The organism is Pseudomonas sp. PB3P13 (assembly GCF_054897735.1).
This window is the reverse complement of sequence record NZ_CM142702.1, coordinates 1,695,352-1,707,841: the sequence shown is the minus strand read 5'-3', so window position 1 is coordinate 1,707,841 and position 12,490 is coordinate 1,695,352. Positions and strand designations below refer to the sequence as shown.

Sequence of the window (12,490 nt, the reverse complement as noted above, 5' to 3'; positions counted from 1 at the left end):
CCATCAGGGGATATGTAACAGGTGCGGCCATTCGACAAAACGATTGTTTCGATTCCAACGTGGCGATTGATGTCCGAATCATTCAAGAACTGGCGCGGCATGCAGCAATCCGGCGGACGGCGGATCAAGCGCAGCCTGTTCATCGACGCCAGCGGCGTGCGGTTTATCCGCGATGATGAAGAGCAAAAACTGTCACAGGTCCATTTGCTGACCGACTACATCAGCCGCAAACAGGCCGAGCTCAAGGCGTGGAACGAGGCGCAGGGCAACGTCGCGGCAATGTCGGCCAACCGTCGGCGAATGACCAACATCGGCACCTTCCGCGCCTATGCGCTGGCCTATCTGAAGAGCCACCCGGAGATTCAGCCGAACATGACCTGCATGGTCCGACAGATGCAAACCACCGCGCAGGGCATTCCTCTGGAAATCTACTGCTTCACCCGCACCACGGCGTGGGCGGATTACGAGCGGATTCAGGGGGATATTTTCGATTATCTGCTGGCGGTGCTACCGGAGTTCGGGTTGAGTCTGTATCAGCAGCCGAGCGGCGGGGATTTACGCGCGGGGTTGTTGCCGGCCATGTTAGGCGCGAGCCACATTCCCGAGCCCGAGAAACACATCATGTAACCCACAATCCCCTGTAGGAGTGAGCCTGCTCGCGATAGCGGTGGGTCAGTCGACATTGATATCGCCTGACCCACCGCCATCGCGAGCAGGCTCACTCCTACAGGGGTTCAGGGTGAAGTTGCCGATTTGCGCACACCCAACCGACTGATCCACACCGCCAGCAAAATCACTGACCCACCGAGCAACAGCCGCCCCAGTTCTTCATGCTGATTCCAGATCAGCAGGTTGATCAGCAACCCCACCGGTACATGCAAGTTGTTCATCACCGCCAGCGTGCCGCCGTGCACCAGGCACGCGCCTTTGTTCCACCAGTACAAACCCAACGCCGTCGAGACCAGGCCGAGAAACAGCAGCACACCCCATTGCAGTGGTGCTTCAGGCCAGAAGTCCGATTTGCCGAACAGCAGGAAAGCCGGCAACGCCACCGCCAGTGCGCCGAGGTAGAAGTATCCGAACCGTCGGTAATGCGGCAGATCGCTCGGATGGCGCGCCACCAGATGTTTATAAAGCACCTGCCCGGCGGCGTAGGTGAAGTTGGCCAGTTGCAACAGCAGGAAACCCATGAAGAAGTCCGGGCTGATGCGGTCGAAGCGAATCACCGCCGCGCCCATCACCGCCACCAGCGCTGCAATCAGTGCCCAAGCATTGAACCGTCGGTTCAGCGCATCTTCGATCAACGTCACATGCAGCGGCGTGAGGATGGTGAACAGCAACACTTCCGGCACCGTCAGCACGCGGAAGCTCAGGTACAGGCAGACGTAGGTCACGCCAAATTGCAACGCGCCGATCAGCAGCATGCCGCGCATGAACGCCGGTTCGACCGAGCGCCAGCGGGTCAATGGAATGAACACCAGCCCCGCCAGTACCACGCGCACCAGCACGGCGAAATAACTGTCGACATGACCGGCCAGGTATTCGCCGATCAGGCTGAAGGAAAACGCCTGAATCAGCGTGACAAAAAGTAGATAGCCCATGCTCGCCTCGTTCTGAATGGGCGGCGACGATAGCGGGTTTTGCCGGTTATCGCGAGAACCTGCCCGCACACAAATCCCGGTGGGAGCGAGCTTGCTCGCGATGGCTGCGTGACAGCCGACATTAATCCTTCATGGGCCACCGCTATCGCGAGCCAGCTCGCTCCCACAAAGTTGGTGTCCGCCCAACAAATCCCAGGCAAAAAAAAGCCCGATCTCGCCAATGCGTTCAATCGGGCTACGGCACTCAGGAGCAACAAGTGCAAAGGGAGGTCTATGCGCGTACAGGCTTGAAGGGTTGCGCCAGGTCACTAAAACAATTCGCGATTATCTGGCGATTAACGGTTCAGGCAACTTGCGAAAGTCGAGCATTGGCCTGGTTCAGGCCTTTCTCCTGGAAGTCGCCCCCCAGGTTCATGCCTTCGGCGTGAATAAAGGTCACGTCGTGAATACCGATGAAACCCATGACCTGACGCAGGTACGGTTCCTGATGATCCGCCGAACCGCCGGCGTAAATCCCGCCGCGGGCGGTGAGCACGAAGGCGCGTTTGCCGGTGAGCAAACCCTGGGGGCCCGTCTCGGTGTATTTGAAGGTCACTCCGGCGCGCAGCACGTGGTCGAGCCAGGCTTTGAGGGTACTGGGGATTGCAAAGTTGTACATGGGCGCGGCCATCACCAACACGTCGGCGGCCAGCAACTCGTCGGTCAACTGGTTGGAGCGCTCCAGCGAAATCTGCTCGATGTCATTGCGCTGCTCGGCAGGCTTCATCCAGCCGCCCAACAGGTTGATGTCCAGGTGCGGCACCGGATTGACAGCCAGGTCACGCACGGTGATCTGATCGTGCGGGTGCGCGGCTTTCCACCGATTGATGAAGGTTTGGGTCAGTTGACGGGAAACCGAGTCTTGCTGACGGGCACTGCTTTCGATGATCAGAACGCGGGACATGGGATGTAGCCTCCATCTGAGAATGCTGTAGGGCGATGGAGTGAAGGTTAAACAGTGTCATATCGATGAAAAAGCGCAAATAACTGCTATAACCCATCAATAAATTCGTTTATAAGCTACGCATCAGCCATTGTGGGAGCGAGCCTGCTCCCACAATGTTTTGGCTTTACTTCGGATTGCAGGTCAGCTTCATCCGCATCTTGATGATCGTGCGGTTGAACTTGGCGGTGGCGATGGCGTGTTTACCGGCCGCGACCTCGATTTTGCGGGTTCGCGGTGCTTCCGGTCCATTGCTGAAGACCACCGAGCAGACTGCGTCCGTGTTGCCGAAGTTGTTGACCTGAATCGACGCAATGTCTTCATCCGTGTCGAAGGCTTCGTAGTCGATGCTCAGGCCGTTCAGCTGTTTTTCAACGTCGATCGGATACGCAATCGCAGTCAGCGGCAGCATCGCCAAAACCACACAACAAAATTTTCTCATTCGGCTGTCTCCAGTTAGGACTGCCAGCTTAGACAAGAGGAGCTGTTCATGAAAGCACCCCGCGTGACCCTCGATCAATGGCGAACGTTGCAGGCCGTGGTCGACCATGGTGGTTTCGCCCAGGCGGCCGAAGCGCTGCATCGCTCGCAGTCGTCGGTCAGTTACACCGTTGCGCGCATGCAGGATCAACTCGGCGTGCCATTGCTGCGCATCGATGGGCGCAAAGCCGTGCTGACCGAGGCCGGTGGCGTGCTGCTGCGCCGCTCCCGGCAACTGGTAAAACAGGCCAGTCAATTGGAAGACCTGGCCCACCACATGGAACAAGGGTGGGAAGCGGAAGTGCGGCTGGTGGTCGACGCCGCCTACCCGAGCGCGCCCCTCGTGCGTGCGCTGACGGCTTTCATGCCGCAAAGCCGCGGCTGTCGCGTGCGTCTGCGCGAAGAAGTGTTGTCAGGCGTCGAGGAAGTACTGCTCGAAGGGGTCGCGGACCTGGCGATCACCGGTTTTAGCATCCCCGGCTATCTGGGCGCGGAACTGAGCGATGTCGAATTCGTCGCCGTTGCGCACCCCGAACACGCTTTGCATCGATTGAACCGCGAGTTGAATTTCCAGGATCTGGAAAGCCAGATGCAGGTGGTGATCCGTGACTCGGGCCGCCAGCAACCGCGCGACGTCGGCTGGCTTGGCGCCGAACAGCGCTGGACCGTCGGCAGCCTGGCCACCGCTGCGACGTTTGTCAGCAGCGGCCTGGGGTTTGCCTGGTTGCCGCGGCACATGATCGAACGGGAACTGCGGGAAGGCACGCTCAAGCTGCTACCGTTGGATCAGGGTGGCAGCCGTAATCCCAGCTTCTATCTTTACTCGAACAAGGACAAACCGCTGGGTCCGGCGACGCAGATCCTGATCGAGCTGCTGCGCACCTTCGACACCGCGCCGCTGGATGCGCCTTTCGCCGCCCCTGAACAAGCCTGACATGGAGTGACCGCATGGCCTGTTTCGAACACGAAGGTTGCAACCTGCACTATGAGGAATATGGCCATGGTACGCCGTTGCTGCTGGTCCACGGCCTGGGCTCCAGCACCCTGGACTGGGAAATGCAAATCCCCGCGCTGTCTGCCCGTTACCGGGTAATCGTGCCGGATGTACGCGGCCATGGCCGTTCGGACAAACCCCGCGAGCGCTACAGCATCGCCGGGTTCAGCGCCGACCTGATTGCGCTGATCGAACATTTGAACCTCGGGCCGGTGCATTACGCGGGGCTCTCGATGGGCGGCATGATCGGCTTTCAACTGGCCGTGGATCAGCCGCAACTGCTCAAGAGCCTGTGCATCGTCAACAGCGGGCCGGAAGTCAAACTGCGCAGCCGCGATGATTACTGGCAATGGTTCAAGCGCTGGAGCCTGATGCGTGTGCTCAGCCTGCACACGGTCGGCAAAGCGCTGAGCAGCAAGCTGTTCCCCAAGCCCGAGCAGGCGGATTTGCGGCAAAAGATGACCGAACGCTGGGCAAAAAATGACAAACATGCTTATCTCTCCAGCTTCGATGCGATCGTCGGCTGGGGTGTTCAGGAACGACTTTCGAAAGTGTCCTGTCCAACCCTCATCATCAGCGCCGACCGTGACTACACCCCGGTGTCGCTGAAAGAAACCTATGTAAAACTGCTGCCCGATGCGCGGTTGGTGGTCATCGCCGACTCGCACCATGCCACCCCGCTGGATCAACCCGAAACCTTCAATCAGACGCTGCTCGAGTTCCTCACCGCAGTCGACAAAACCTCAATCAGGATCACTGACCCATGCTGAAAAAAATCGCCCTCGTCGCCGGCTCCGTTCTGTTCGCCGCCAACCTGATGGCCGCCACGCCCGCCAAGGCGCCGCACGTGCTGCTGGAAACCACCAACGGTCAGATCGAAATCGAACTGGACGCGGTCAAGGCGCCGATCAGTACCAAGAACTTCCTCGAGTACGTCGACAGCGGCTTTTACAACAACACGATCTTTCACCGGGTCATTCCGGGTTTCATGGTTCAGGGCGGTGGCTTCACGCAGCAGATGAATCAGAAAGAAACCAAGGCACCGATCACCAACGAATCGAAAAACGGTCTGCACAATGTCCGTGGCACTTTGTCGATGGCCCGCACTTCCAATCCGAATTCGGCCACCAGCCAGTTCTTCATCAACGTCAAGGACAACGATTTCCTTGACCAGGGTGATGGCTACGCAGTATTCGGCAAAGTGGTCAAAGGCATGGATGTGGTCGACATCATCGTCAACTCGCCAACCACTACCCGCGGCGGCATGAAAGACGTACCGGCTGATCCTGTGTTCATCAAGTCGGCCAAGCGCATCGACTAAGCAACGCGGGATGTTCTGAGCGGGAGGCGTGTGGCGCCACCGCTCAATTGTTCAATGGAGAGCCCGTACGCGGGCGGAGAACTGATGCTTTATCGCCGTTTCGAAAAACTGATCGACATCTTCCGCGACGCTCCGACTGCCGCACCGCCCGATCGGGTTTTCCCCTTCTACGCCTACTACCTGAAGCAGGTGTGGCCCAGTTTTGCCGCGCTGCTGACTGTCGGCCTGTTCGGCGCACTGATTGAGGTTGCGCTGTTCAGTTACCTGAGCCGCATCATCGACCTGACCCAGGGCAGTCCAAACGCTGACTTCTTCAAAATCCACGGTCTGGAACTGGCGTGGATGGCGGTGGTGGCGTTAGTCCTGCGCCCGGTGTTTGTCGGCCTGCACGACCTGCTGGTGCACCAGACCCTGAGCCCCAGCATGACCAGCATGATCCGCTGGCAAAACCACAGTTACGTGCTCAAGCAGAGCCTGAATTTTTTCCAGAACGATTTCGCCGGACGCATCGCCCAACGCATCATGCAGACCGGCAACTCGTTGCGCGATTCGGCGGTGCAGGCAGTGGATGCACTGTGGCACGTGCTGATCTACGCGATCAGTGCGCTGGTGCTGTTCGCTGAAGCCGACTGGCGCCTGATGATTCCGCTGTTGACCTGGATCGCTGCTTACATCGGTGCCCTTTGCTATTTCGTGCCGCGGGTCAAGGAACGTTCAGTGGTGTCCTCGGATGCACGCTCCAAATTGATGGGGCGAATCGTCGACGGCTACACCAACATCACCACGCTGAAGCTGTTCGCGCACACCAATTTCGAACAGCAATACGCCAAGGAAGCCATCGAAGAACAGACCGTCAAGGCGCAGCTGGCTGGCCGCGTCGTTACCAGCATGGACATTGTCGTCACCAGCATGAACGGCTTGCTGATTGTCGGTACAACCGGTCTGGCGCTGTGGCTGTGGACGCATTCGCTGATCACCGTGGGCGCCATCGCGCTGGCGACCGGTCTGGTGATCCGCATCGTCAACATGTCCGGCTGGATCATGTGGGTGGTGACTGGCATCTTCGAGAACATCGGCATGGTGCAGGACGGTTTGCAGACCATTTCGCAACCGGTCAGCGTCACTGATCGCGAACAGGCCAAACCGCTGACCGTGGCCCAGGGCGAAGTGCGTTTCGAGCAGGTGGATTTCCACTATGGCAAGAAGAGCGGGATCATCGGCGACCTCAACCTGACAATCAAACCCGGTGAAAAAATTGGCTTGATCGGCCCGTCCGGCGCCGGTAAATCGACTTTGGTCAATCTGCTGCTGCGCCTCTACGACGTGCAGGGCGGGCAAATTGTCATCGATGGCCAGAACATTGCCGAGGTGAGTCAGGAAAGCCTGCGCGAGCGCATCGGCATGATCACCCAGGACACGTCGCTGCTGCACCGCTCGATCCGCGACAATCTGTTGTACGGCAAACCCGACGCCACCGACGCCGAACTCTGGGAGGCGGTGCACAAGGCCCGTGCCGATGAGTTCATCCCGCTGCTGTCGGACGCCGAAGGTCGCACCGGTTTTGACGCGCACGTGGGTGAGCGCGGGGTGAAACTTTCCGGCGGCCAGCGTCAACGGATCGCCATTGCGCGGGTGCTGCTCAAGGACGCGCCGATCCTGATCATGGACGAAGCCACCTCGGCGCTGGACTCGGAGGTCGAAGCGGCTATTCAGGAAAGCCTGGAGACCCTGATGCAGGGCAAAACCGTGATCGCTATCGCCCACCGGCTTTCCACCATCGCCCGCATGGACCGCCTGGTGGTCCTGGAAAAAGGCCGCATCGCCGAATCCGGCACCCACGCCGAGCTGCTGGCGCACGGCGGGTTGTATGCACGGTTGTGGCAGCACCAGACAGGCGGGTTTGTGGGTATTGATTGACTGCATAGCAGCGTGGATCACCCGCTCCACGCTGCTTTCCGCTGGAATTTTGCAAAAAGCCTGCTGTACTGAGCCAAGGTTCTGGAGAGGAGCCTGTAGTCAGTCTGCAGGAAGCATTACTCGATACAGTCTGGACAGGGAAAACTGTCAAGGACGCTCTTATGTCGCTGTTCAAACGTTCAGTCACTGAGTTGTTAGGTACGTTCTGGTTGGTATTGGGAGGTTGCGGCAGTGCGGTGCTGGCCGCGTCGTCACCGCTGGGGATCGGGGTGTTGGGCGTGGCCCTGGCATTTGGTCTGACGGTGCTGACAATGGCGTTCGCCATTGGCCACATTTCCGGCTGCCATCTCAACCCCGCCGTATCGGTCGGGCTGTACGTCGGGGGTCGCTTCCCGGCAAGGGAGCTGCCCGCCTACATCATTGCCCAGATCATTGGCGGTATCGTCGCCGCGGCGCTGATCTACTTCATCGCCAGCGGTAAAGAAGGCTTCGATCTCTCCGCCGGTCTGGCATCAAATGGTTACGGCGAGCATTCGCCGGGCAAGTACTCGCTAGCCGCAGGCTTTGTCTGTGAGCTGGTGATGACGGCGATGTTTGTCTTGATCATCCTCGGCGCCACCGACAAACGTGCACCCGCCGGGCTGGCACCCATTGCCATCGGTTTGGCCCTGACACTGATTCACCTGATCTCGATTCCCATCACCAACACCTCGGTCAATCCGGCACGCAGCACTGGCCCGGCCGTCATTGTCGGGGGCTGGGCCATCTCGCAACTGTGGATGTTCTGGGTCGCCCCGCTGCTCGGAGCGGTAATCGGCGGTGTCACGTATCGAGGGCTGAGCAAGGAAGGCACCTGATGCGAAGACGCGCTTCAGCCTTGCCGATAGGGCAAGGCCGTCCGCGCCTCTTCGGCATAAGCGAGTACCCCGACGCGCTCCTCCTGCAGGAAATCCTTCACCGCCCCTTTCAGTCCGGGATGGCGCAAGTAATGCCAGGAGTGGGTGATCACCGGTTCAAATCCGCGGATCAATTTGTGCTCGCCCTGCGCCCCGGCATCAAAGCGCTGAAAACCGTTGGTGATCGCGTAATCCATGCCCTGGTAAAAACAGGTCTCGAAGTGCAGGCGGTCGAACTCCGCCAGGCAACCCCAGTAGCGCCCATAAAAACTATCCCCGCCCACCAGGCTGAAGGCCATGGCCACCGGACGTGATCCTTGTCTGGCCAGCACCACGCGGATCGCATCGGGCATGCGTTCGGCCAACAGGCTGAAAAATTCTCGCGTCAGGTACGGCCGTTGCCGACGTATTGCGTAGGTATTGGCGTAACAGGCGTAAACAAAATCCCACTGCGCCTGATCCAGCTGCCGGCCCTCCAGCCATTCGAATTCAATTCCCTGATCCGCCACTTGCTCACGCTCTTTGCGCATCTGTTTGCGTTTGCGCGAACTGAGCACGTCGAGAAAGTCCTGAAAATCCCGATAGCCGCGATTATGCCAGTGGTATTGGCAGCCAATCCGCTGTAACCAGCCCGACTGCTCGGCGAGTGCGGCGTCGGTAAACGGGTCGGTAAAGTTGATGTGGGCGCTGGAGAGTCCTTCGATTTCGAGGTAGCCCGGAATGCTTTTCAGCAGTTCGACACCGTCCTCAACCGTAGCCGCCAGCAAGCGCGGCCCGCTGACCGGACTGAACGGCACCGCCGTCAGCAATTTGGGGTAATAGTCGATGCCGGCACGTTCGCAGGCGTCGGCCCAGGCGTGGTCGAACACGTACTCGCCATAGGAATGCCATTTGCGGTAGCTGGGCAACGCCGCGATCAGGCGCCCGCCTTCGATGTGCAACAGATGCTCAGGCTGCCAGCCGGAGCGAGGACCCACGCTGCCACTGTCTTCCAGAGCACTCAGAAATGCATGCCGCAGGAACGGTTGCGCCTCTGGCACGAGGGCGTCCCAGGTGTGCGGGCCGATATCGGACATGGTTTCCAGACGTTGCAATGGCATCGATATTCTTCCCGTTCATCACATAACTGCCCGGCGAGTATCGCCTATCACCGCCGGTTAGACACCTCCCATCGGCCGACAGGGTGCTTTGACAAAAGTTCACGGACGCCCAACATCGTCATCGAGAAGCCATCAGTTTGCCACCGCATTGTCATAAACCATCGCGATACTGGCGCCAGTTTTTAGAGCGTCGGGTTCTAACTCGGCCCCTGTTTTCCGTCCGACAACGGTCGGTTGTGCCCTGGATGATTCGTCATCCTCTTCATATTCGGAGATTGATATGCGTCTTGCTTCCACGAAAACTGCGGCAGCCTTGTGTGGCGGTTTGCTGCTGGCCCTTAGCGTTCCGGCCAGTGCCGCAGTCGACGCCAAACTGCTCGACATGCTCAGGGCGAACGGCTCGATCAGCGCCGCCCAGCACAGCGAGCTGCAGGCCGAGCTCGCCCGCGACCAGAAAGAACAGCAAATCGCCCGTCAGGCTCAGCAGGAGACCAACGAGCAAATCGCCGCCACCGCGAAGAAGACCAATGAACTGAGCAGCTTCGACCAGAAACTGGCGTGGGCTGCCAAGACCCAGTTCAAGGGTGACGTGCGCTTCCGTCAGGAGATGGTCAAGAACGATGGCGTGTCGAACAACCGCGACCAGGATCGTCAGCGCGTTCGTGCCCGCCTGGGTGCTTACACCGAGATCAACCCGCAAGTCGACACCGGCATCCGTATTGCTACCGGCAACAACGACGACGCGCGTTCGACCAACCAGAGCCTGGACAACTACTTCGACAAGAAGACCATCTGGCTCGACCAGGGTTACGTCGACTATCACCCCGATGCGATCAAGAACCTGCACATCGTTGGCGGCAAGATGCCTCAGCAATGGGTGAGCATGGGCGACATCATCTGGGACACCGACATCAGCCCTGAAGGCCTGGCGGTTACCTACAAATATCCACTGGGCGGCAGCACCGAGCTGTTCGGCAGCGCCGGTCACTACACCCTCAAAGACAACGTCGATGGCGACGGCGTGCAGTTCAAGCACGACCTGCGTCTGTACGCTGGCCAGTTGGGCGCACGCTTCGCAATCACTGACAACCTGAAACTGACTGTGGGCGGCAGCGTCTACGGTTACGACAACGACGACGACATCACCGCGGGTGGCACCACCATTCCGGCCGCACTGGCAGTCAACGGCAATAGCCCGAACGAAGAATTCAAATTGTACGAAGGCTTTGGTCAGCTGGACATCGGCGGTCTGCCAATGCCTCTGTCGTTGTACGGTCAGGTCGTCAACAACGACGATGCCAGCAACGATCAGGACATGGCCTGGCTGGCTGGCGTGAAGTCCAAGATCTACGGCTTCGGTCTGGATTACAACTACCGCGACGTGCAGCGTAACGCTGTAGTCGGTGCCTTCACCGATTCCGACTTCGCCAACGGCTTCACCGGTTCGCGCGGCAGCAAGTTCAAAGTCAGCTACGAGCTGGACAAGAACTTCTCGTTGGGCGCGACTTACCTGATGGCGAAATCCGATTACACCAACGCCACGCTGCGGGACTCGAAAATCAACACCCTGCAACTGGATGCTGAAGCCAAGTTCTGATTTGACGGTTGTACAGCCCGGATAAGGATGTCCGGGCTGCCTTCAAAAACTCGCGCTGGTGTGACGGTCCTTGATCTGACCGATGCAGCAGCGCGAGTTTTTTTGTGCTTGTCGAGCCCATCCTGTGGCGAGGGGGGATGTCTGTGGCGAGGGGGCTTGCCTGTGGCGAGGGGGCTTGCCCCCGTTGGAGCGCGGAGCGGTCCCAATACTGGTAAACAGGAAGTTACAGATGTTTTGAATGGTATATTCTGGGACTGCTTCGCAGTCCAGCGGGGGCAAGCCCCCTCGCCACAGGGGAACCCGTTGCAACTGCGGACTCAGCGGATCAACGCTTGCGCAGAATCACGCTGCCAATCGAATACCCGGCACCGAACGAGCTGAGCACTGCCAGCGAACCGGCCGCCAGGTCATCCTGATTTTTGTGAAACGCAATGACCGACCCCGCAGAGCTGGTGTTGGCATAGGTGTCGAGGATAACCGGTGCTTCCTCTTCGGTCGCTTCGCGGCCCAGCAGTTTCTTCACAATCAGGTGGTTCATGCTCAGGTTGGCCTGGTGCAGCCAGAAGCGCTTCACATCGCCGACATTGAGCTGATTCTCTTCCAGGTGCGCAGCGATCAGCTCGGCAACCATCGGGCAGACTTCCTTGAACACCTTGCGGCCTTCCTGCACGAACAGTTTGTCCTTCGAACCGATGCCCTCCTCCGCCGCGCGGTTGAGGAAGCCGAAGTTGTTGCGAATGTTGTTGGAGAACCTGGTCAGCAGTTTGGTGCTGACCACATCGAACTGGTGAGCGGACGTCGCCAGATCGGCGCGCTCGATGATCACTGCGGTAGCCGCGTCGCCAAAAATGAAGTGGCTGTCGCGGTCACGGAAATTCAGGTGGCCGGTGCAGACTTCCGGGTTGACCATCAACACCGCGCGGGCCTGGCCCAATTGCACACTGTTGGCCGCAGCCTGAATGCCAAAAGTCGCCGAGGAGCACGCGACGTTCATGTCGAAACCGAAACCTGCGATGCCCAGTGCTTCCTGAACTTCGATGGCGATGGCCGGGTACGCGCGTTGCAGGTTGGAACAGGCGACGATCACGCCGTCGATGTCTGCGGCGGTTTTGCCGGCACGCTGCAGGGCTTGCTCAGCGGCGCCAATGGCCATCTGGCAAAGCACCGACCATTCGTCGTTGGAACGTTCCGGCAGGCGTGGCGCCATGCGCTGAGGATCAAGAATGCCGTCCTTGTCCATGACAAAACGGCTTTTGATGCCGGAAGCCTTTTCAATAAACGCGGCACTGGAATCGGTCAGTGCGGCCACTTCACCGCGCGCGATGGCGTCAGCATTGTCGGCATTGAACAGCGCGACGTAGGCGTTGAAAGACTGCACCAGCTCTTCGTTGGAGATGCTGTTGGCCGGGGTGTACAGGCCGGTGCCGCTGATGACGACGTTATGCATGGTCGTTTCTCTAATCTGTTCAGGCAGAAAGCGCTGGCACCGACGTACCAACACACAAATGGGCTGCTCCCGTCCCGGAAGCCCGCAAGGCATCGCTTTATTTCGATCCACTCGAACCGTGAAGGCGCGAAGTTTGCCATAAACGTCGGGTTTTC

The 12,490-nt window shown here is 59.1% G+C and carries 10 protein-coding genes and 2 pseudogenes; 7 read left to right on the top strand and 5 right to left on the bottom strand.

From position 1 onward, the window contains the following. Positions 1 to 18: 18 nt before the first annotated feature. Positions 19 to 627: pseudogene (locus tag ACYZT1_RS07690) on the top strand (mechanosensitive ion channel family protein); the annotation flags it as partial. Between the two features lie 107 nt (positions 628 to 734). Here ACYZT1_RS07690 and ACYZT1_RS07685 read toward each other — a convergent pair. From ACYZT1_RS07685 to ACYZT1_RS07675, 3 genes are all read right to left on the bottom strand, one after another. Next, positions 735 to 1,601, bottom strand: coding sequence for a carboxylate/amino acid/amine transporter (locus ACYZT1_RS07685; protein ID WP_462018393.1), 867 nt, complete (start codon positions 1,599 to 1,601; stop codon positions 735 to 737). Positions 1,602 to 1,944: 343 nt separating this feature from the next. Next, complete coding sequence (locus ACYZT1_RS07680) at positions 1,945 to 2,544, bottom strand: FMN-dependent NADH-azoreductase (protein WP_462018392.1); 600 nt, start codon at positions 2,542 to 2,544, stop codon at positions 1,945 to 1,947. A gap of 166 nt (positions 2,545 to 2,710) precedes the next feature. After that, positions 2,711 to 3,025, bottom strand: coding sequence for a 3-phosphoglycerate kinase (locus ACYZT1_RS07675; RefSeq protein WP_462018391.1), 315 nt, complete (start codon positions 3,023 to 3,025; stop codon positions 2,711 to 2,713). A 48-nt stretch (positions 3,026 to 3,073) separates the two neighbouring features. On the opposite strand from ACYZT1_RS07675, the gene ACYZT1_RS07670 reads away from it, so the two are divergent. The 5 genes and pseudogenes from ACYZT1_RS07670 (at position 3,074) to aqpZ (ending at position 8,152) form a co-directional block, all read left to right on the top strand. Continuing rightward, positions 3,074 to 3,997: a LysR family transcriptional regulator gene (locus ACYZT1_RS07670; RefSeq protein ID WP_462018390.1), complete on the top strand. Its 924-nt coding sequence runs from the start codon at positions 3,074 to 3,076 to the stop codon at positions 3,995 to 3,997. Positions 3,998 to 4,011: 14 nt separating this feature from the next. After that, positions 4,012 to 4,817, top strand: a pseudogene (locus ACYZT1_RS07665) (alpha/beta fold hydrolase). Positions 4,818 to 4,820: 3 nt separating this feature from the next. Continuing rightward, on the top strand, positions 4,821 to 5,378 hold the full coding sequence (locus ACYZT1_RS07660; protein WP_462018389.1) for a peptidylprolyl isomerase: 558 nt from the start codon (positions 4,821 to 4,823) through the stop codon (positions 5,376 to 5,378). Positions 5,379 to 5,462: 84 nt separating this feature from the next. Further along, positions 5,463 to 7,295, top strand: coding sequence for an ABC transporter ATP-binding protein (locus tag ACYZT1_RS07655; protein ID WP_462018388.1), 1,833 nt, complete (start codon positions 5,463 to 5,465; stop codon positions 7,293 to 7,295). Positions 7,296 to 7,456: 161 nt separating this feature from the next. Next, the gene (gene aqpZ / locus ACYZT1_RS07650) at positions 7,457 to 8,152 is read left to right on the top strand and encodes an aquaporin Z (protein ID WP_462018387.1); all 696 of its coding nucleotides are present in this window, start codon (positions 7,457 to 7,459) and stop codon (positions 8,150 to 8,152) included. A gap of 14 nt (positions 8,153 to 8,166) precedes the next feature. On the opposite strand, the gene ACYZT1_RS07645 is transcribed toward aqpZ, so the two are convergent. Beyond that, positions 8,167 to 9,291 carry a GNAT family N-acetyltransferase gene (locus tag ACYZT1_RS07645; RefSeq protein ID WP_462018386.1) on the bottom strand — a complete coding sequence of 375 codons (1,125 nt, stop codon included), beginning with the start codon at positions 9,289 to 9,291 and terminating at the stop codon, positions 8,167 to 8,169. Between the two features lie 280 nt (positions 9,292 to 9,571). Here ACYZT1_RS07645 and ACYZT1_RS07640 point away from each other — a divergent pair, with 280 nt between their 5' ends. Continuing rightward, positions 9,572 to 10,888 carry a putative porin gene (locus ACYZT1_RS07640; protein ID WP_462018385.1) on the top strand — a complete coding sequence of 439 codons (1,317 nt, stop codon included), beginning with the start codon at positions 9,572 to 9,574 and terminating at the stop codon, positions 10,886 to 10,888. Positions 10,889 to 11,213: 325 nt separating this feature from the next. Here ACYZT1_RS07640 and ACYZT1_RS07635 read toward each other — a convergent pair whose 3' ends face one another. Beyond that, on the bottom strand, positions 11,214 to 12,335 hold the full coding sequence (locus ACYZT1_RS07635) for a beta-ketoacyl-ACP synthase III (RefSeq protein ID WP_462018384.1): 1,122 nt from the start codon (positions 12,333 to 12,335) through the stop codon (positions 11,214 to 11,216). Positions 12,336 to 12,490: the final 155 nt, after the last annotated feature.

Coding starts and splice junctions, on each gene's coding strand:
- ACYZT1_RS07675 (WP_462018391.1), bottom strand. CDS start 3,025: ATGAGAAAATTTTGTTGTGTGGTTTTGGCGATGCTGCCGCTGACTGCG.
- ACYZT1_RS07660 (WP_462018389.1), top strand. CDS start 4,821: ATGCTGAAAAAAATCGCCCTCGTCGCCGGCTCCGTTCTGTTCGCCGCC.
- ACYZT1_RS07680 (WP_462018392.1), bottom strand. CDS start 2,544: ATGTCCCGCGTTCTGATCATCGAAAGCAGTGCCCGTCAGCAAGACTCG.
- aqpZ (WP_462018387.1), top strand. CDS start 7,457: ATGTCGCTGTTCAAACGTTCAGTCACTGAGTTGTTAGGTACGTTCTGG.
- ACYZT1_RS07635 (WP_462018384.1), bottom strand. CDS start 12,335: ATGCATAACGTCGTCATCAGCGGCACCGGCCTGTACACCCCGGCCAAC.
- ACYZT1_RS07685 (WP_462018393.1), bottom strand. CDS start 1,601: ATGGGCTATCTACTTTTTGTCACGCTGATTCAGGCGTTTTCCTTCAGC.
- ACYZT1_RS07645 (WP_462018386.1), bottom strand. CDS start 9,291: ATGCCATTGCAACGTCTGGAAACCATGTCCGATATCGGCCCGCACACC.
- ACYZT1_RS07640 (WP_462018385.1), top strand. CDS start 9,572: ATGCGTCTTGCTTCCACGAAAACTGCGGCAGCCTTGTGTGGCGGTTTG.
- ACYZT1_RS07655 (WP_462018388.1), top strand. CDS start 5,463: ATGCTTTATCGCCGTTTCGAAAAACTGATCGACATCTTCCGCGACGCT.
- ACYZT1_RS07670 (WP_462018390.1), top strand. CDS start 3,074: ATGAAAGCACCCCGCGTGACCCTCGATCAATGGCGAACGTTGCAGGCC.